Here is an 18307-nt window from a genome sequence, read left to right as displayed (position 1 = left end):
GACCGGCGGCAACGAGATTTCGATCGTGCTGCGCCATCACGGCAATGAGCAAGGCCGCGGATGGGCAAGAGGTAGACAAAATCTGGAGGGATACTGGCTCGGAAAAGTGAAGCCGGGCCATATTAATACGATGTCGGTGTCGACACCTTCGGCCCGTTTCGCCGCACACCTTACGCGGCAAACGCCGGGTTCGGTCACACGGCGAGCGTCGCGGGCTGTTGCCCGTTCACTTTCGATCCAGCACCTTCCGGACTTTCTCTGCCAATTCGTCGATCGTGTAGGGCTTGGTCAAAAGTTCGGTTCCGAAATCGAGCGTGCCGTTGTGGACAATCGCATTTCGTGTGTAGCCGGTGGTGTAGAGCACTTTTAGCGACGGGTGCATTGTCTTGACCTGATCCACCAGCTCCCGGCCCGACATCTCCGGCATCACCACGTCGGTGAACAAAAGCGACGGCACTTGCCCGCTTTCGACGGCCACCAGCGCGTCGCGTGGGCCTTGCATTTCCAGCACGGAGTAGCCCAGTTCCCGCAGCGCTTCCGCCGCCATCAGCCGGACGCGATCTTCATCCTCGACAACCATGATGATCTCGTCTGCACAGCCGGGGTGCTCGCCTGCCACGACGTCGATTTGGCTGTCGAGCACGCCGTGGTGCGAGCGCGGCAAATATATTTTCAAGGTGGTTCCGATGCCCTGCTCGGAATAGATCTTCACACTGCCGCCGGACTGGCGAACAAACCCATAGACTTGGCTGAGTCCCAGCCCGGTGCCTTTGCCGACCCCCTTGGTGGTGAAGAACGGATCGAAGGCTCTTGCGACAACATCAGCAGTCATGCCCGTTCCTGTATCGGTGACCGCTATCATCACATACTGGCCGGAGGGGATCGCGTTCTCCCTGGCATAGCGATCGTCGACGTGGGCGTTTGATGTCTCGATCGTCAGCTTGCCGCCAGCAGGCATGGCATCCCTTGCGTTGACGCAAAGGTTGAGCAGCGCGCTTTCCAATTGCCCTGCGTCGGCCTCGACATGCCATAGGCCCGCAGCGAGCACGGTCTCGATCTGAATGGTCTCGCCAAGCGTCCGGTTCAGCAATTCGCTCATACCGGAGACGAGGCGATTTGGATTCAGCCGCTTCGGCGCCAGTGGTTGCTGGCGGGAAAAGGCGAGCAGTCGCCTGGTAAGTTCTGCGGCACGTTGTGCTCCATCGATCGCGCCGGTTACGAATTGGTGGACGTTGGTATCGCCGTTTCTGAGCTTGCGCTGCACAAGGTTCAGGCCGCCGATGATGACGGCCAGCATATTGTTGAAGTCGTGCGCGATGCCACCGGTGAGCTGTCCGACAGCTTCCATCTTCTGGGCTTGGCGCAGGTGCTCTTCTGCTCTGGCGCGTTCCGCTACTTCATCTTTGACACGCTGTTCGAGCGTGCCGTTGAGTGTCTGCAGCGCCTTGAACAGTCGGGAGTTGTCGATTGCCGTCGCGGCATGGCCCGCAAGCCCCAGCAAGGCCGCCTCTTGCTGTTCGGCGAAGACGCCGATTTCTGGATGGCCAAGGAAGAGGCCACCCAGCACCTCGCCCGAACGCGAGACGACCGGCACGGCGAGATAGGAACGCACCGGCAGATGGCCCTCCGGCATTCCCTTGCGGGGCCAGTTCTTGCCGTAGCGCGGATCGGTGAGGATATCGTCGGAACGCACCACGCTTGTTCCGCGGAAAGTGGGCTCGAACACCGCGGTGTTGCGCGGCATCGGAAAGTTTTCGAAAGCAGAACGAGGTGCCCCCGACAGGGCGTAGAGCACATAGCTGTCGCCCTTGTCGTCGATCACATTGTAGAAGAAAGCTCCAAATTGTGCGCCCGACAGCACCACGCCGGCATCGGTTACCGTCTGGACAATTCGCTCTACGTCAAGCTCGGCCGCCACGGCTGCCGCAGTGGCGTTCATCAACTGAAGCTGATGCTCCACCCGCTTTCGCGCGGTGACGTCGACCACGGTGCCGATGAAGCGGATCGCACGGCCGGACTGGAAAAGCGCTTCCCCCGTTGCGGCAATCCAGCGCTCCTTGCCATCCCGAAGGCCGATCGTCCGGTATTCGATGTCGTAGCGGGAGGGGGTGCCCGGCGCGAGCGACTGGCGTACGGCCTCGTCGGCCCGTGCGCGATCTTCCGGGTGGAGGCCCGCCAGGAAGGCGCTTTCATATGTCACCTCCGCGTCCGGCGGCAAACCAAAAAGGGCTTTGCACCGGTCGTCCCAACGCAGCACTCCGCTGATGGGATCGTAATCCCAGGTGCCGATAGCGGCCGCGTCGGTGGCAAGCCTCAGCCGCTCCTCGCTCGCCCGTGCCGCCTGCTCCGAGCGAACGCGCTCGATGTGAGCCCAGGACCGCTCCGTCACCTCGGTCAGCAAGGACAGTTCGCGTTGCGACCAGACGCGGCGCTGCTTGTCGTGGATGGCCATCAGGGCAGTCAGTCGGCCTTGTTTGACCAAAGGCATACAGATGGTTGCCGTTATCCCGATATCCTGAAAGGTCTTCGCTTCCTCGGGAGCAATTTCCTCAAGGTTGTTGTTGATGATAAGCGGCTTGTTGGCGCTGAGATTGGTGACAGCCAGGCGACCGAAATCGGCAAGACTGTAATATCCCCTGATGCTGGGCGAGCCAGGTGCGCTCCAATCGCCGCGGATGGTGAAATGGTCTTGGTCCTGCTCCATGTCGGCATAGGCGCAAATCGAGACGCCAAGATGTTCGCCGAGGAGCCGAGTGGTGATCTGCATGACAGCATCGGCGTCGGCCGCGAGGGCTATCTCCCTGCCGAGGCGGTCGAGAAAAGCAAGGCGTTCGGCGTTCTCACGCAGGGCCAGTTCGGCGCGAAGGCGTTCTATCGCCGTACGCGTCCGGTCCGCGACTGCCGAAATGAGGGCTACTTCCTCCGTCGCCCAGCGTCTGGGCGCGGAGTGGTTCAGGTATAACAGCGCCACCAGCCCGCCATGCTCGGTGACGGGCATGTTGATGACGGATTGGGCGCTGATGGCTTTGAGTGCCTCCGCATGGCCGCTGGTTCGCGGATCTGTCTCGGCGTTTTCAAAGACAACGGTTTCGCCTCGCTTCAAATCCTCGATATACGAGCCGTAGTTCCTGAAATTCAGCGTCCCAGCCAGGCTTTTGATGCCTGGCGCGTTCCAGTCCCTGTCGATGGTGATCGTTTCTTTCTCTAGATCGATCGTGCCGTATCCGGCTCGGCTGATGCCAAAATGGTTCCCCAGCAGTTCCGCGGCTGCGTAGGCCAGTTCTGCGGGATCCGTAATCTCGCGAATACGGTCGCCCAGCGCTGCCAAAAGCTCGAAGCGCTGCAGTTCAGATCGCGGATTGCTTGAAGTGGCCCCCATTTCGCCCCCGTTTTGCCCGGACTTAAATGCAGTCTGCGGCCAAGAGTTCCCCGCAGGACGGCAGTTTCTTTGGCGGGCCGGTCAGCCGAACACGCCGCACCGGTCATAGGTTAATGACAGCTTGGCGCGCTGTGGCGGATAAAGGGGGAAACCAGCGGGCACTTGACGAGCTCCCGCTGGCTGGGTGCCCGAACCGCACTTCACTCGTTTGGAGACGTTTGATGCTTGACCGACCCATTCTTACGAATACGGACGCTCTCTATCCAGACGACCTGAAAACGCTTCGGTCGGTTTTCGACGCGCTGTGTGAGGAATTTGAGATTTCGTCGGACACTACCGCGGCAGAATCCATCGCGAGAGAGTTGGTCAGACTTTTCCAGACCGGGATGACGGAAGCGGCCATGCTGATGATTGCCGTGCGCGCACGTTGGCAGGGTGATTGGAAACTGGGAGGCAGCAGCGCTGCCCAGGCTTAACGGTCCCAACTCCATGGAGAAGGCCTACTTTAGCCGCTTGAGCCGGTTGTACAGCGTTGTCTTGTCTGGCGGAACAAGCTTTCGCCCCGAGAGTTGGGGTCGGCAGATAGTTTCCAACAGGCACGGGCATGGCGTTCGACAGAGATGGACCGAAACTCGCGACCGGGTTGCTCGCGGCCTCGTTGGCGGCGCTGGCGGCATACAACGCCATCCGCGCCAAACGTGCGATTGCCGGCCGGGCGTGCGGACGTGTGATGGAGATCGATGGTCTGCGCCTGCATTTTATCGAAGCCGGAACCGGCATGCCGCTGCTTCTCCTGCATGGCAATGGATCCATGGCGGAGGATTTCAAGTCGAGCGGCATCTTCGATGAGGCGGCAAAGACCTACCGGGTGATTGCATTTGATCGTCCCGGTTTTGGGCGAAGCTCACGGCCGCGCGGCCGGCGTTGGTCCGCTCGCGACCAAGCCGACCTTATACATGCCGCCGCCTGCGGGCTGGGTATAGAGAAATACCTCGTGCTTGGACATTCCTGGGGAGCTTGGATCGCCCTCGAGTTGGCGCGAAGGCATTCTCCATCGGTCGCCGGCATCGTGCTGGTCTCGGGTTACTACTATCCGTCACCGCGGCTGGATCTTGCACTGGCCGCACTCCCTGCATTGCCTGTGATCGGCACCGCGTTTCGTCACACCTTGCTGCCCCCGCTTGTAAGGCTTGCCTGGCATTGGGCAATGGAGAAGATCTTTAAACCCGCCGTCGTCGCCAGCGACTTCGCCGCACTGGCCAAAGATGTCGCCAGCCGCCCTTCCCAACTGCGGGCGGTTTCTCTGGAGACAGCATCGATGCTGGCCGCGTCCCTCTTGGGAAAAGCCAACTATAGGGACATTGCCGTGCCCACCGGCATCATGGCGGGATCCGGGGACCGGTTGTTCGACGCGCAACGCGATGCACGACGCTTGCACGCGGAAGTCGGTAGGTCTCTCCTTGAGGTGGTTCCGGGCGCCGGCCATATGGTTCATCAGAGCGCCCCGCAAGCCGTGGTTGGCATGGTGCACACCATTGCAGGGCGGCACGCCTTGTTCCAAGCGGGCCGTCGGCAGCGACCCAAGTCGCGTGCCGACGAGTTCAAGGCAGATCCGGCCTCGCGGGAGCCACCGGCGATAAGCGACGCCGCTTGCACGGAATGATCTCCAAACGGGGCTTTCAAATGAGCGACCAACGTCCAGCCGACATGCAGTCGGTGCTCCACCAGAACATACAGGCCCTGGTCGAGCACAGGCGACAGCAAGAGGAGCACCAAGGTGTTCAAGCGTGGGTCGCCGGCGTTGTTTCGCGCTTCGCGGGAAGCATGACTTTCGTCTATTTGCACCTTGCAATTCTTGTCGTCTGGGTCCTCGCGAACCTTGGCGCGATACCAGCCGTCCCAGCCTGGGACCCGACTTTCGTGATCCTGGCCATGGTCGCCTCGGTTGAGGCAATCTTCCTGTCTACTTTCGTGCTGATCAATCAGAACAGAATGGCCGCACACAGCGAGCGCCGAGCCGAACTGGATTTGCAGATCAGCCTTCTAAACGAACATGAAACCACGCGGCTGATCGAGATGGTGGCTGCCTTGACGGCGCGTCTGAATATCTCGACCCCGGCCGACAAAGAGCTGCCGGAACTCGCCGAGAATGTCGATCCCCAAAAGGTGATGACGCAAATCCAGCAAGCTTCTGAAGATCAGGAGAACGCTTGATCAAAGCGACCTCGTCGGCGACGGTTCAGCGTCGGCTACAACCTGTAATTCAGCCTCATTGCCAAGGCTGTCGAAGCAGCTAAGCCGGTGTCGGCCTTTTCCAGGGTGGCTTCCCGACGTCACAAGTCCGCCGCGCAATCGAGGCAGCGTAGAGCTTCGATAGCCAAAAGGCTGCTGCGGGTCAGATGGAACCAAGTTGACGCCGAAATCGTATTAGCGGTGGCGGCTTGGGGAGATTCCGGATGAGCGAAGGTGCTGTTCTGATCGTCGAAGATGAGACAATGATCCTGCTCGACCTCGAGTCAGCTTTGGAGGAGGCCGGCTTCCAGGTGGTCGGCACTCGGAGTGCCGCCGAGGCGCTGGCGGCTTTCGACCCCGATCCGACCAAGTTCAAGGCCGTACTCACGGACATCCGTTTGGGACCAGGACAGTCGGGGTGGGAGGTCGCTCGGCACTTGCGAAGGTCCAACTCGACCATCCCGGTTGTCTATATCAGTGGCGACAGCGCGGTACACTGGGGAGCGGAAGGTGTGCCCAACAGCATAATGATCACCAAGCCCTTTTTTCTGCCGCAGATCATAACTGCCGTTTCTCAACTTTTAAACGCGCAGCAAGGTGCAGAAACTCACCTCTAGGAATCGGACCGCGGCTCCACGAAAACCACGGAACATTCAATCGGCGCCGTCCGGCGTAAAGCGTTCGCGTCTGCTTGGGCCGGCGGCCTCAACCAGATGTCGACCTCAGCTCCTTCCCCTCGCCACCGGCTCGCATCCACTCGGGAGCCCTCCCGAAAGCAGGGGCGCTCATTGGTTGAGCTTTCGGTCGAGTTCGTCAAGCAATGACCGATGCTCGCTGGGCATGTCCGGATCTGTCGGCAGATCCAGCAACTGGCGAAGCTGGCGACGATTGGCGTCCGATGAAATCCACTGCCGTATGAGGCGGGCTATGACCTTTTGTTGTGCCTTGCCGATTTCTTCCATGTTAGAACCCGAGCTTGTCCGTTGGACGAACTCGGCGGCTCTTTGATGGTTCCCCGTCCTGTACACAAATCGAGGCGAATCGAGGCACAATCTATGGGTTAATGTATGTCGCTCAAAAGTGGCCCTGGTTTTGAGACAACGACATGCCAGTGGATGTTTGCAGTCTCAATCCGCGCGCCTAACGCTGAGCGTAGAGTGCAAATTTAAGCGATCGATTTTACCCGAAGCGAGAGGCTCAGCCGCAAAATCTTGGCGCCGTTTTCATCACGCACTTCGATAAACAATTGCTGCCCGTCGACGCTCTTCAGTGACTCTCTCGTGAGGTCGACAAGGCCCTCGAATCCCGCGCGGCGGACCTCTTCGAGGCCAGCGCATTCGACACCTATTTCGTCCTCGAAGATGAGATCGCCATCGCCGCTGTCGAAGAAAAATCGTGCCATCGGAGAGCTTCCGTCACTGCTAATCTGCGGGGTTCCTTTGGTGCAGGTAGGTCGTGTCGAAATCTCCTGCGTGAGTGAGGCCGGCCCAGTCCAGTGCGTGAACTTTTGATCCCGAGGTGGCAATGAGGCCTCTGCGTCGTAGTTCCTGGAGCATCCGGTTGACGTGGACCGTGGACAAACCCAGTGCATCGCCAAGGGCCGCCTGGGTAATGGGAATATCCGCCACGTGATCCTCAATGCGCCCCATGGAGCGCAAGCGAAAAATCAGTTCGCAAAGGATGTGAGCCATGCGGGTGTATGCCTCGCGTCTTCCCACATTGATGACCCACTCCCTATAAATCGCGGCATCTATCAACGTCGACCGCCAAAAAGCGGTGGCGATGCGAGGGTGCTGGTCGCAAACGGCACGCAGAGTGTCATGCCGCATGAAACCTACTCGGGCCGGCGTAAGGGTCGAGAAGTTACAATCCATGACCGACAGATGCAGCCCATGCAGATCAGGAATGTCGCCAGCGACGAAGAATGATGTGATTTGTCGCTTTCCTTCGCCCGTATGTTTGGTGGAACCGACCAAGCCATCAAGAACGATAAACGAGTAAACAGGACGGTCGCCCTCACGCACCAGATCGTGGTTGGCCGAATATTCCTTCTCCTGGATCGGAATGCCTTTCAGAACGCCGATGTCGGCCTCTCGAAGATCCGAGATGGTCTGAAGCTTGCGAATGAGTACATCCGAGGATGAGGTGGGGAACAAATTGACTACCTGGCTGATGTTGGTGATCGAACTATTATCCGCGCCAAAAGTTCCGATTGGCATGGGGACATATGCGCGGCGGCAGAAGGCGCCGCCGTGCGGCATGGTCCCGTGCCTGGGGCGTTTTGCCAGCGTCGAGGGTGGTTGAAGATCCCGGAATGATCCAAGCACCAGTTTTTTAGGACAGCCATAGGTGAGCCAGGCAGCAATGCATTAACCTATGACATAGGCTCGGTTAGAAATTGTCCCGCTGGGCAGCCAGCCCCAGGAGTTCGCCGATCACGGCGCAGCTTTGACCCAGTCGCTCCCCCCAATTTCAAGGGCTGCACCCGCAGCCAGTCCTGGAACTCTTTGATGCGCCACCAGGAACGGGGTGGCTCCGCTGACGTTGTCTCAGTGGCAAGGTGAGATTTCAGTGAACAGGCATATTTCGCGGACGGATGTCGAACAAATCGATCACACGGATGACAGCGGGTTTGCGATAGAGCACGGCGGACCGCCATCCTCAGCAATCGCGGTAGCGCTGGCCCGTGGGCTGGAGACCAGTCGGGATAAGCACATCGTCCATATAGCTCCCTCGGAACGCAGTGCCGAGGAGATCGCCGGCGCCTTGCGTCAGTTCCTGCCTGACGCGGATATCATCTTGCTGCCGTCCTGGGATTGCCTGCCCTACGACAGGGTGTGGCCCACACGTGCCAATATGGGGCGAAGGCTTCGTGCGTTGCGTGAGATCGCAACGAAGCCGGATCGCCCGCGCATCGCTGTAATGTCGCTCGAAGCCATTCTGCAGCGGGTGCCGCCTGCTCCCGTCATCGCTGGCGGTTTCACAATTCTGGAGGTAGGCCAAAAGCTCGACCGTGACGATTTCAGAACCAGGTCCGAAGCCATTGGCTATGTCGTCGACGAGAGGGTGGACGAACCGGGTGAGATAGCCTTTCGGGGCGATCTCATCGATATTTTCCCTGCTGGCGCGGATGGCCCCGTTCGCATCATCGTTGGTCCCGATGCCTGCATCGGCCAGCTCAAGACCTACGACCCGCTCAGTCAGCTCAGCGATCAGGTTCGAGACTCGGTTACTGTCGGACCGGCATCCGAGCTGATCTTTAAAGCTGGTGAGCATCCTGAGCTGACAGCGATGCGCGCGACGTCGATGGAAGAGCGCCTGGTCGCATCGTATGGCGCTATGCCATCCGTCTTCGATGCGGCTTCCAGCGCCTCGATCTCCTTCCTTGAAGGGACCGACGGGCAGCCGCTCGGCAGAATTCTGGATCTGGTCGAGGATGCACGTCGTGCCAGGCAGGAGGCAGCCGGAACGAAAAAACCTTTGCCGGGACGATTTTACCTATCCCGTGAAGAGTGGGACGCTGCTCTGCTTAACCGCTGCTGCGTGAGACTTGCCGTTTCTGCCGTGGGAGTTCCCAAATTCTTCCGCCAGGCCCGACCCGGGCATGATTTCGCGGAATTCGTCACAAGGCAGACGAGCGCCGGAGTCAGAGTAGTGTTCACCGGCGATGCCTCTGAATTGCAGCGAGCAGATCGCCTGCTCGATAGGAGACTAGGCCGGCGGGCAGAGGAAGCGGCCGACTTGCCGCAAATCCTTTCGGCCGCAAGGGGCTCTCTTCTCAAGGCTGAATTCGTCCTCGACGAAGGGTTTGTCGACGCGCAATCCAATATCGCGGTGGTGGCCGCATCCGACCTGTTTGGTCCCGCGTTGAAGGCGAACGGGAGCGCGACCACGGGCATACTCGAACCCGAGTTGCGCATTGGCGATGTCGTCGTCCATGAAGACCATGGCCTGGGCGTGCTCGCCGCGGTCGAACAGGTCGAGTTGGCTGGCCAGCAACAGGATGTCGTCAGACTGGAATATCACGGCGGGGCTTCCTTGCTGGTTCCGGTCGACGACTTTGGACGAATATGGCGCTACGGCTCGGAACCGGAGGCAGTGTCGCTTGATCGCCTCAACGGCGAGGGCTGGCCGAAGCGACGCGAAGCTGCGTTGCGCGAGATCGACAGGCTGGCCAAGCGCCTCTTGAGCCTTGCCAAAATCAGGTCCAGCGAGCCTGCCGAGATCTTGAAGCCCTCCCGCACGGACTTGGCTCGTTTTGCGGCGAAATTTCCCTATACGGAGACGCCCGACCAAGCGGCCGCCATCCGCGCTGTGCTCGATGACCTTTCGTCCGGAAGAACAATGAACCGGCTCGTCTGCGGCGATGTCGGCTTCGGCAAGACAGAGGTCGCCCTGCGTGCTTGCGCCGCCGCCGCTCTCTGCGGGAAACAGGTTGCTATCATAGCACCGACAACGGTGTTGGCACGGCAGCACTATGAGACGTTCAGCCGCCGCTTCGCAGGAAACGGCCTGCAGGTCGCCCACCTTTCTAGGATGGTCGGGGCAGCGGAGGCGAGAGCGGCAAAAGAGGGTCTGCGGAGCGGCCAGGTTGCGGTCGTTGTGGGTACTCAGGCCCTGGCGTCCAAGAGCGTCACCTTCGCCAATCTTGGACTGCTGGTGATCGACGAGGAGCACCGGTTCGGGGTCAAGTTGAAGCGGGCCCTGCGGACCATGACGCCTCGCCTCCATACGCTGAGCATGAGCGCCACACCGATACCCCGGACGCTGCAATCGACGTTGTCGGGCATCCAGGACGTCAGCGTTCTAAACTCTCCGCCCGCCAAAAGACGTCCCGTTCGCACGATCTTGGCAGCGTTCGATCCAGCATCGGTGCGCGCGGCCCTTCTGCGTGAATTTCACCGGGGTGGACAGAGCTTCTTCGTGGTCCCGCGGATCGAGGATATTGCCCCGGCCTGTGACAAACTGAACAGACTGGTGCCGGAACTCCGGGTCAAGACGGCGCATGGTGAAATGAAGGGGAGACAGCTGGACGAAGTCATGGTCGGATTCGCCGACGGTGATGGCGACATTTTGTTGAGCACCGACATCATCGAGAGCGGCCTCGATGTGCCGCGGGCCAACACCATCATCGTTTGGCGCCCCGACCGGTTCGGTCTGGCGCAGTTGCACCAGCTGCGGGGCCGGGTCGGAAGGGGGGCGGTGCAGGCTGTTGCGTTTCTTCTGACCCAGCCTGGCGTTGAACTGGCCGACAGCACCAGGGCCCGGCTTTCGACGATGCTTGCGCTCGATCGGCTCGGCTCCGGCCTGGCAATCAGTCAAAGGGACCTCGACCTGCGTGGCGCCGGAGATCTTTTCGGAGAAGACCAGGCCGGGCATATGAAGCTGATCGGAGTGGGCTTGTACGAGCACTTGCTGGAGCGGGCGGTCTCGGCGGCTGGCGGAGGGGCCGACTTCGACAAGCAACTTGCCGAGATCAACGGTTCGGGAAAGGGCGCTTTTCCCAAGAGCTATGTCGAAGAGCCTACGGTGCGTGTTGGCCTCTATGCGCGGCTCTCCCGCATCCGTTCGGAGCCGGACCTCGATACATTCAGCGAAGAGCTCGAGGACCGCTTTGGAGACATGCCTGGCGAAGTAGCCCTTTTGCTGGAATTTACCAGGTTGCGAATAGCAGCGTCGGAACTGGGCATCGGCAAAGTCGATTTGGGTCCCGAGGCCATCGCGATCACCCTTCGGAACAAGCCGTCGGCGTCCCAATGGCGGAACAGCAAGGCGTTGGGCCTGGAGTACCGGAACGGCCGCCTGATTTTCAGGCCGATCCCGCCCGGCGTCTCTGGCGTCGACGCCGTTCGCTTAGCGCTTGATGCCATACGTGCAGCTCAGCCAAAGCACGAGATCTAACGACCCTTTTGTCTCCTGGGCCATCGGTGCGAATGGCGCTGCGGGCGGCCGTGCGTTCGCAGGGGAGCGTTCAAGGCATGGTTCCGGCTTGATGGGGTGTCATGGCAGCCATGTTTTCATTCAGATGGGCCATGATCCAGATAGAGCCCAGAACCACCAGCGCGACGATCAGCACGCCGAAGGCCAGCGCCAGGATGTTGTTGGTGTTGTCCGGCCCGGTGGTCAGGTGCAGAAAGAAGACAAGATGCACGCCCATCTGCGCAACAGCGAGCACCACCAGGGCCGAGATGACCGCGGGCTGGTAAATCAGATCGGTTCGCGCCGCCAGGAATGACGCGATCGTGAGCAGGATGGCCAGCCCGAAGCCGAGCACATAGCCCGAGAGGCCCCCAGCCGTTTCGTGCTCGCTTATGTGTTCCTCGCCCGGCGCTGAATCGCGGCGGTCCTGCAACTCGCCGGTCTTGCTCTCGATCTCGGTCATGACGATGCTCCCAGCAGATAGACCAGGGTGAAGATGGCAACCCAGATGATGTCGAGGGTGTGCCAGAAGAGCCCGAAGCAGTGGAGCCGCCGCAAGATGTCGGGCCGAAAGCCCTTGACCCACAGCTGCGCCATCATTGTTCCCAGCCAGAGCAGGCCGAGACCGACGTGGGCACCGTGGCAGCCAACGAGCGCAAAGAAGGCAGAAAGAAATGCGCTGCGCGAGGGGCCTGCCTGCTCGCCGATCATTGCCGCGAACTCCTGCAGTTCCAGGAACAGGAACGCTGCCCCGAGCAACCCCGTGACGAGAAGCCAGAACTGCGTGGCAGCCATTGATCTGCGACGGGTGGCGAGTGTTGCCACGCCGCCGGTGAAGCTCGAAGTGAGCAGAAGGCCCGTCTGGATCGCAACCCGTGTCGGTTCGAACAGATCCTTGCCTGTCGGTCCGCCGGCGGCTGCCTTGGCGAGCACGGCGTAGGCGGCGAAAAATGCCGAGAACATGATGATGTCGGACAGGAGAAAGATCCAGAAGCCGTAAGTCACTGTGACGAACTTTGAGGCCGGGCCGCCTTCTCCGTGGCCGGTCGCAGAGCGCACCGCGTGCCGACCGGTGTGATTGAGCCGATACGGGTCCCGTGCCTGGGTGCCGGCGCTGATGTCGCCGGAGAATGCGTGATCGCTCATGCCGGGCGCTCCCACCCGCGCAGCCGGGCAAACTGGGCCGCCTTGTGGTCATGGTCGATGCGGGCGACCTCGTCGACAGGGATCTCGTAGTCTCCATGATCGCGCCAGGCGAATACGACGAAGGTTGCGTATGCGCCGATGAAGCCGACGATCGCCAGCCACCATATATGCCAGATCAGCGCGAAGCCGATCAGTGTGCTGAAGAAGGCGGTGACGAAGCCAGTCGGGCTGTTGCGAGGCATCTCGATCGGCTCATATGCCTTTTCCTCGTCCGCGCTCTGTTCGATCCCTCGTTGCTTGATGCTCCAGTAGGGTTCTTCGTCTTCCACGTGAGGCAGCCGTGCATAATTGAAGACAGGAGGAGGGGAAGATGTCGACCACTCCAGCGAACGCCCGTCCCACGGGTCGCCGGTTTCGTCGCGAAACTTGTCGCGATGCCGGATCGAAACGAAAAGCTGTGTGATCTGCAGCGCCGCGCCGGCGATCATCACCACCACGCCGAAAGCGGCCACCACCAGCCACGGTGCCCAAAGGTCCATATCGATATGTTGCAGGCGCCGCGTCATGCCGAGCAGACCGACAATATAGAGCGGTACGAAGACCAGCATGTAGCCGGCCAAGGTGACCCAAAATGCCGCTTTTCCCCAGCCTTCGTGCAAACGGAAGCCGAACGCCTTGGGGAACCAGTAGGTGAAGCCGGCGAATGCTCCAAACAACACGCCCGAGATGATGACGTTATGGAAATGCGCGACGAGGAAAAGGGAATTGTGTAGCACGAAGTCGGCCGGCGGGACGGCAAGCAGGACGCCAGTCATGCCGCCGACGGTGAAGGTGGTCACGAAAGCCAGTGCCCAAAGCATCGGCGTGTCGAAACGAACGCGCCCGCCATACATGGTGAAGAGCCAGTTGTAGATTTTCACACCGGTTCCCACGGCAATGACCGACGTGGCGATGCCGAAGGCGGCATTAACGTCCGCTCCGGCACCCATGGTGAAGAAGTGATGCAGCCAGACCATGAACGAGACGATGCAGATGAACATCGTGGCCGCGACCATCGAACGGTATCCGAACAGCGGCTTCGATGAAAAAGTCGAGAAAATCTCGGAAAAGATTCCGAAGGCGGGAAGCACCAGGATGTATACTTCGGGATGGCCCCACGCCCAGATCAGGTTGACGAACATCATCTGATTTCCACCGGCTTCGTTGGTGAAGAAGTGGAAGCCGAGGTACCGGTCCAGCGTCAGCATTGCGAGCGTGGCGGTAAGGATCGGGAAGGCTGCGACAATGAGCAGGTTGGACGCGAGCGAGGTCCAGCAGAACATCGGCATTCGCAGATAGCCCATTCCCGGCGCCCGCATCTTGAGGATAGTCGTCACCAGGTTGACACCGGTGAGCAGCGTGCCGACGCCGGAGATCTGGATCGCCCACAGATAATAATCGACACCGACGCCCGGCGAGTAGGTGGTTTCCGACAAAGGGGCATAGGGCAGCCAGCCGGTGCGCGCGAACTCGCCGATCACAAGCGAGATGTTGACCAGCAGGGCTCCGGAAGCCGTCAGCCAGAAGCTGACGGAATTGAGCGTCGGGAAAGCGACATCGCGTACGCCAAGCTGCAGCGGCACGACGAAATTCATCAGGCCAATCATGAACGGCATCGCGGCGAAGAAGATCATGATCGTGCCGTGCGCGGAAAAGATCTGGTCGTAATGCTCCGGCGGGAGGTAGCCCGGCCCGTGAATCGCCAGCACCTGTTGTGTGCGCATCATGATAGCATCGATAAAACCACGAAGAAGCATGAGCATCGCCAGCACAATGTACATCACGCCGATGCGCTTGTGGTCGACCGAGCTTATCCACTCGCTCCACAGATATGGCCAGTAGCCCTTCACCGTTATCCAGCCAAGCACGGCGGCTGCTGCCAGAAAGACGCCAAGGGCTGCGCCGAGGGGGATGGGTTGATCGAAAGGAACGGCCGACCAGTCGAGCTTGCCCAGCATCGTCATTCTGCGCCTTGTGGATGATGGGTCATCGTTGCCGCCGCCGCGGGTAATGCCCTTGGGCTCACCTGTGGCTCGCCGCTGGCTGCGCTCTCAGCAGGCCCCGGACCCGGTGGGAGCGTCTGCTGAACGACCGCTTCGAACAGCCCAGGCTGGACATGACCGAAGGAAGCCGGCGCCACATTTGTGCTTTGCCGGGCGAGTTCGCGATAGGCGTTGGCGTTGAGCACGCCGCCCCCGCCACGCAGCGATGACGCCCAGCGGGTGAAGGCATCGGCTGAAACCGCGCTCACACTGAAATTCATATCCGAGAAGCCGTCGCCGCTGAAGTGCGCCGACTGGCCGAAAAAGCTGCCCTCGCGGTCGGCCTGCAGATGCAATTCGGTCTGCATGCCGTTCATGACGTAGACCATGCTGCCAAGCTGGGGCACGAAGAACGTGTTCATCACGCTGGCCGAGGTCAACTTGAAACGCACTGGAACACCGGCGGGGATAACCAGTTGATTGACAGCGCCCACGCCCTGCTCCGGATAGAGGAACAGCCATTTCCAGTCGAGCGCCACCACCTGAATGTCGAGCGGCGGCTGGCTAGAAGGGATCGGTTTGCGCGGATCGAGCTGATACGATCCGTAGTAGATCAGACCGCCAATGAACAGGATGGTGAGCGTCGGGATCGACCAGACGATCAACTCCACGCGTCCCGAATAGGTGAACTCCGGGTTATAGCGGGCGTTGCTGTTCGAGGCGCGGAACTTCCAGGCGAATGCCAGAAGTGCAACAAGCGTGGGAACAACGATCACCAGCATCACCGCCAGCGAGTTCAAAAGGATCGTGCGATTGCCGACGCCAATTGGTCCTTGGGGATCGAGCACTCCCCCCGCGCAACCGGGCAAGAATGCGCCTCCGAGGATCCAGAGCAGTTGGCGTGTCAACTTAGGGCTGGATGGCAACAACACCGGTTCTGCAATCTCTCTTTGCGGGAACGCGTGCTAGGGGCATGCGTTCATCGGGTTTCCATCTGAGCCTCCCCATGGCGCGGAACCTCGCGGCACTTCGCAGGGTGTCGCCCCCTGAGCGAGTGCCCCAACTGTCGCCGGCCGGGTTTGTTCCGCTGGACCGAGTTACTCTGTCCGATGGTCCCGCGTTCGCCAATCCGACCATAATTTCAGAACGATGGAGGCTCGATTGGCCTAGCTATCGGCGACGCTGGCTCCCGCACGAATTTCAATTTCGGCGGGACGGCGAATACCCTGAATCGCTCAGCCAGATTATCGAGAGCCTGACGCATGCCCACTCCCGCAGCAGCCGCACCGTGTCCACTGATGACCATCTGGGGGCCCAAGGCAGCCAGATGCTTCACGGACCTTTCCGCTGCATCCCAGTCTGGCGTGAAATAGCGCGGCGGACCGTGCATCTCGAGATCCTGAATGGCGACTTCATAGACCGACTCCTGACCGGTGGTGATGAAAGCGTCTCCTACGATGAGCGAGCGGTCTTGCTCGCGCCAGAGCGAGATATGCCCAGGGGCATGTCCGGGTGTGTGCAGCCATTGCCATCCGGGCATTCCGGGGATCGATCCATCGGCGGGCAAGGGTTGCAAACGGCTGCCAAGATCGATTGGCCCGCGTGGAAAAAGCGGTGAAAGCAGCGCCATCAGTCCACCCCCAACCCAGGGATCCGGTGGCGGATAGGATGTGGTTCCGTCCAAATAGGGGTGCTCGAGTGGATGGGCGAAGACAGGCACGTCCCAGCCATTTGCGAGTTCTAGAACCGTTCCCACATGGTCGAAATGGCCATGGGTCAGGATGATTGCAGCCGGCCGTGCGTTGACGCCGAACCGCTTTTCCGCGACCGCTAGAATGCTGCTGCGAGACGTCGGCAACCCGGTATCGATCAGCACCCAGTTCCGATCTCCGCTGCCCGGTGCGCCGAAGAACACGACATTCACGATTGCTAGCCGCAAGTAACCCAGGTCCGGTGCGATGCTCCAAGCGCCGTCGCCACGATCCTCGCGCCTGGCGTGGTCGATCTCGGAAAGTCGAATCTGAACGGTCATGTGATCCCATGCCTCTGTTGTTGCCGAGCAGCCGCTCGAGTGGATGACGGCGGCTGTACATCGCCCCGAACTTGGGACGGGCCTCCTTGTTCCTCATTTGCACGCGGCGCCCGGACAGTTCACCACCGGAACAAAGGCTCTACCAATGGGTTCGGCACTACCCGGCCACGCAAGGACGAGCTGGACTGAGCAACGAACATGGGGCGCGCCCGACTGAATTCGGTATTTCGCCAACGCGGTTCCCGGTCCGGACAAGGCGGCCGAGTTCGAAGCCGATTGCCCAAAGGAGACTTCGAAAAATGAGCGAAGTGGGACGCCAGACGGAGGCCTCGGTTCCGGAAGCTTCGCGCTTCGCCAGTTTTTTCATGGCAGGCTTTGAATGCTCCTCGCACCGGCGCAAGGACGGCGTTCGCCTCGATCTTATTCGTGCGACCTCGCATAATTTGCATGCCCTGGGCGACTACCGCGGCTGCGCCGAACTCGGCCTTCGCACCATCCGCGACGGCCTGCGTTGGCATTTGATCGAAACCGCTCCCGGAGCCTATGACTGGTCAAGTTGGGCGCCAATGGTCGAGGCAGCCCGATCGGCAGGTGTTCAGGTAATCTGGGACATCTTCCACTACGGATCTCCGGACCATGTCGATCAGGGCTCGCTGCATTTCATCGACGCCTATGCCTCGTTCGCGGCAGAAGCCGTCAAGGTACACCGTTCGATCACCGGAACATCGCCTCTGTTGTGTCCCATCAACGAAATCTCCTTTTTCGCATGGGCTGTCGAGGTCGGCTATTTCCCGCGCGTGGGGCCGAACAAACGTGGATGGTTCAAGCGGCACCTCGTGAAGGCCGCCATCGCGGGTGTTCGTGCAATGCGGGAGATCGACCCCGCCTGCAGATTTGTCTGGGCCGAGCCGCTTATCCATATCGCCCCTCGCGACCGAACCCGCAGCGAACGGCGCCGGGCCGAAAACGCCCGACAGGGGCAGTTCGAAGCTTACGACATGTTGCTGGGCCGCGTCGAACCTGAGTTGGGCGGGAGCGAAGATGTTGTCGATGCCGTGGGCTTGAATTTTTACCCGCACAATCAATGGTACGTAAACGGGCCGACGATTCCGATGGGACACCACGAGTACCGCGCCCTGTCGGAAATGTTGCTAGAAGTTGCTCATCGCTACGGTAAGCCGATGTTCATTGCGGAGACCGGTTCCGAGGGATCCGGCGGGCCGGCTTGGCTCCACTATGTCTGCGACGAGGTGCGTTCCGCAATCAGTCTCGGAGCGCCGATCGAGGGTATTTGCCTGTACCCGATAACGGCCTACCCGGGCTGGGACAATTCGCGACATGCCGAGGTCGGTTTGTTTTCCGTCATCCAGGCTGATGGCAGGCGACACCTGCGCAAACCCACAGCAGATGAACTGGCCCGTCAGCAAGCTCTTCTCGTGGCGGACACGACGCCTTGAAGGGGCCTACAAACGGGGGAGGGGCGGGCGGGCGGCTTTTTAGGAACCCCCCCCCCCCCCGGGCGGTGGAAAAGCGTTTTTAATAAGCCCCACCCTCCCCCCCCCAGGCAAAAGGGCAGGT

Annotated in this window: 15 protein-coding genes; 6 read left to right on the top strand and 9 right to left on the bottom strand. The window is 60.5% G+C overall.

The features are described from left to right. Positions 1 to 226 precede the first annotated feature (226 nt). Positions 227 to 3379, bottom strand: a complete 3153-nt coding sequence (locus NKI88_RS19085; protein ID WP_352536753.1) for a GAF domain-containing protein — start codon at positions 3377 to 3379, stop codon at positions 227 to 229. A gap of 221 nt (positions 3380 to 3600) precedes the next feature. Here NKI88_RS19085 and NKI88_RS19080 point away from each other — a divergent pair, with 221 nt between their 5' ends. The 4 genes from NKI88_RS19080 to NKI88_RS19065 all read left to right on the top strand — a co-directional run bounded on the left by NKI88_RS19080 (position 3601) and on the right by NKI88_RS19065 (position 6228). Then, on the top strand, positions 3601 to 3855 hold the full coding sequence (locus NKI88_RS19080) for a hypothetical protein (protein ID WP_023696347.1): 255 nt from the start codon (positions 3601 to 3603) through the stop codon (positions 3853 to 3855). 128 nt (positions 3856 to 3983) lie between these two features. Then, positions 3984 to 5042, top strand: a complete 1059-nt coding sequence (locus NKI88_RS19075) for an alpha/beta fold hydrolase (RefSeq protein ID WP_023739562.1) — start codon at positions 3984 to 3986, stop codon at positions 5040 to 5042. 20 nt (positions 5043 to 5062) lie between these two features. Further along, positions 5063 to 5593 (top strand): DUF1003 domain-containing protein, encoded by a 531-nt coding sequence (locus NKI88_RS19070; RefSeq protein ID WP_023739561.1) that lies wholly within the window; start codon positions 5063 to 5065, stop codon positions 5591 to 5593. 242 nt (positions 5594 to 5835) lie between these two features. Continuing rightward, on the top strand, positions 5836 to 6228 hold the full coding sequence (locus tag NKI88_RS19065; protein ID WP_023668021.1) for a response regulator: 393 nt from the start codon (positions 5836 to 5838) through the stop codon (positions 6226 to 6228). A 168-nt stretch (positions 6229 to 6396) separates the two neighbouring features. Here the strand turns inward: NKI88_RS19065 and NKI88_RS19060 are convergent, their stop codons facing one another. The 3 genes from NKI88_RS19060 to NKI88_RS19050 form a co-directional block, all read right to left on the bottom strand. Beyond that, positions 6397 to 6573, bottom strand: coding sequence for a hypothetical protein (locus NKI88_RS19060; RefSeq protein ID WP_352656582.1), 177 nt, complete (start codon positions 6571 to 6573; stop codon positions 6397 to 6399). Between the two features lie 203 nt (positions 6574 to 6776). Beyond that, positions 6777 to 7013, bottom strand: a complete 237-nt coding sequence (locus NKI88_RS19055; RefSeq protein WP_023725511.1) for a DUF6894 family protein — start codon at positions 7011 to 7013, stop codon at positions 6777 to 6779. Positions 7014 to 7032: 19 nt separating this feature from the next. Then, entirely contained in the window at positions 7033 to 7872 is an 840-nt protein-coding gene (locus NKI88_RS19050; RefSeq protein WP_245259912.1) for a Crp/Fnr family transcriptional regulator, read from the bottom strand. Between the two features lie 310 nt (positions 7873 to 8182). Between NKI88_RS19050 and NKI88_RS19045 the strand changes: the two genes are divergently transcribed. Next, positions 8183 to 11512 (top strand): DEAD/DEAH box helicase, encoded by a 3330-nt coding sequence (locus NKI88_RS19045; RefSeq protein WP_352656580.1) that lies wholly within the window; start codon positions 8183 to 8185, stop codon positions 11510 to 11512. 70 nt (positions 11513 to 11582) lie between these two features. Here NKI88_RS19045 and cyoD read toward each other — a convergent pair whose 3' ends face one another. From cyoD to NKI88_RS19020, 5 genes are all read right to left on the bottom strand, one after another. Then, entirely contained in the window at positions 11583 to 11993 is a 411-nt protein-coding gene (gene cyoD, locus NKI88_RS19040; RefSeq protein ID WP_023712206.1) for a cytochrome o ubiquinol oxidase subunit IV, read from the bottom strand. Further along, the gene (locus NKI88_RS19035; RefSeq protein ID WP_352656578.1) at positions 11990 to 12676 is read right to left on the bottom strand and encodes a cytochrome c oxidase subunit 3; all 687 of its coding nucleotides are present in this window, start codon (positions 12674 to 12676) and stop codon (positions 11990 to 11992) included. The genes cyoD and NKI88_RS19035 overlap by 4 nt, the downstream gene beginning before the upstream one ends. Continuing rightward, entirely contained in the window at positions 12673 to 14673 is a 2001-nt protein-coding gene (cyoB, locus tag NKI88_RS19030; RefSeq protein ID WP_352656649.1) for a cytochrome o ubiquinol oxidase subunit I, read from the bottom strand. The genes NKI88_RS19035 and cyoB overlap by 4 nt, the downstream gene beginning before the upstream one ends. A gap of 2 nt (positions 14674 to 14675) precedes the next feature. Continuing rightward, the gene (gene cyoA, locus NKI88_RS19025; protein WP_084627195.1) at positions 14676 to 15641 is read right to left on the bottom strand and encodes a ubiquinol oxidase subunit II; all 966 of its coding nucleotides are present in this window, start codon (positions 15639 to 15641) and stop codon (positions 14676 to 14678) included. Between the two features lie 197 nt (positions 15642 to 15838). After that, positions 15839 to 16729: an MBL fold metallo-hydrolase gene (locus tag NKI88_RS19020; RefSeq protein ID WP_023668030.1), complete on the bottom strand. Its 891-nt coding sequence runs from the start codon at positions 16727 to 16729 to the stop codon at positions 15839 to 15841. Positions 16730 to 17028: 299 nt separating this feature from the next. On the opposite strand from NKI88_RS19020, the gene NKI88_RS19015 reads away from it, so the two are divergent. After that, positions 17029 to 18186 carry a glycoside hydrolase family 26 protein gene (locus NKI88_RS19015; RefSeq protein ID WP_352656576.1) on the top strand — a complete coding sequence of 386 codons (1158 nt, stop codon included), beginning with the start codon at positions 17029 to 17031 and terminating at the stop codon, positions 18184 to 18186. Positions 18187 to 18307 lie beyond the last annotated feature (121 nt).

This window comes from Mesorhizobium sp. M0317 (assembly GCF_040321555.1).
Classification (GTDB): Bacteria; Pseudomonadota; Alphaproteobacteria; order Rhizobiales; family Rhizobiaceae; genus Mesorhizobium.
Note: the sequence above shows the minus strand (reverse complement) of the source record. Positions and strands in the feature narration are given on the sequence as shown.

Excerpts from the sequence above, each read along its gene's own strand:
- NKI88_RS19050 (WP_245259912.1), bottom strand. The coding sequence starts at position 7,872 with ATGCCGCACGGCGGCGCCTTCTGCCGCCGCGCATATGTCCCCATGCCA.
- NKI88_RS19080 (WP_023696347.1), top strand. The coding sequence starts at position 3,601 with ATGCTTGACCGACCCATTCTTACGAATACGGACGCTCTCTATCCAGAC.
- NKI88_RS19070 (WP_023739561.1), top strand. The coding sequence starts at position 5,063 with ATGAGCGACCAACGTCCAGCCGACATGCAGTCGGTGCTCCACCAGAAC.
- NKI88_RS19075 (WP_023739562.1), top strand. The coding sequence starts at position 3,984 with ATGGCGTTCGACAGAGATGGACCGAAACTCGCGACCGGGTTGCTCGCG.
- NKI88_RS19060 (WP_352656582.1), bottom strand. The coding sequence starts at position 6,573 with ATGGAAGAAATCGGCAAGGCACAACAAAAGGTCATAGCCCGCCTCATA.
- NKI88_RS19085 (WP_352536753.1), bottom strand. The coding sequence starts at position 3,379 with ATGGGGGCCACTTCAAGCAATCCGCGATCTGAACTGCAGCGCTTCGAG.
- cyoD (WP_023712206.1), bottom strand. The coding sequence starts at position 11,993 with ATGACCGAGATCGAGAGCAAGACCGGCGAGTTGCAGGACCGCCGCGAT.
- NKI88_RS19065 (WP_023668021.1), top strand. The coding sequence starts at position 5,836 with ATGAGCGAAGGTGCTGTTCTGATCGTCGAAGATGAGACAATGATCCTG.
- NKI88_RS19035 (WP_352656578.1), bottom strand. The coding sequence starts at position 12,676 with ATGAGCGATCACGCATTCTCCGGCGACATCAGCGCCGGCACCCAGGCA.
- cyoB (WP_352656649.1), bottom strand. The coding sequence starts at position 14,673 with ATGCTGGGCAAGCTCGACTGGTCGGCCGTTCCTTTCGATCAACCCATC.
- NKI88_RS19015 (WP_352656576.1), top strand. The coding sequence starts at position 17,029 with ATGAGCGAAGTGGGACGCCAGACGGAGGCCTCGGTTCCGGAAGCTTCG.
- NKI88_RS19020 (WP_023668030.1), bottom strand. The coding sequence starts at position 16,729 with ATGACCGTTCAGATTCGACTTTCCGAGATCGACCACGCCAGGCGCGAG.
- NKI88_RS19055 (WP_023725511.1), bottom strand. The coding sequence starts at position 7,013 with ATGGCACGATTTTTCTTCGACAGCGGCGATGGCGATCTCATCTTCGAG.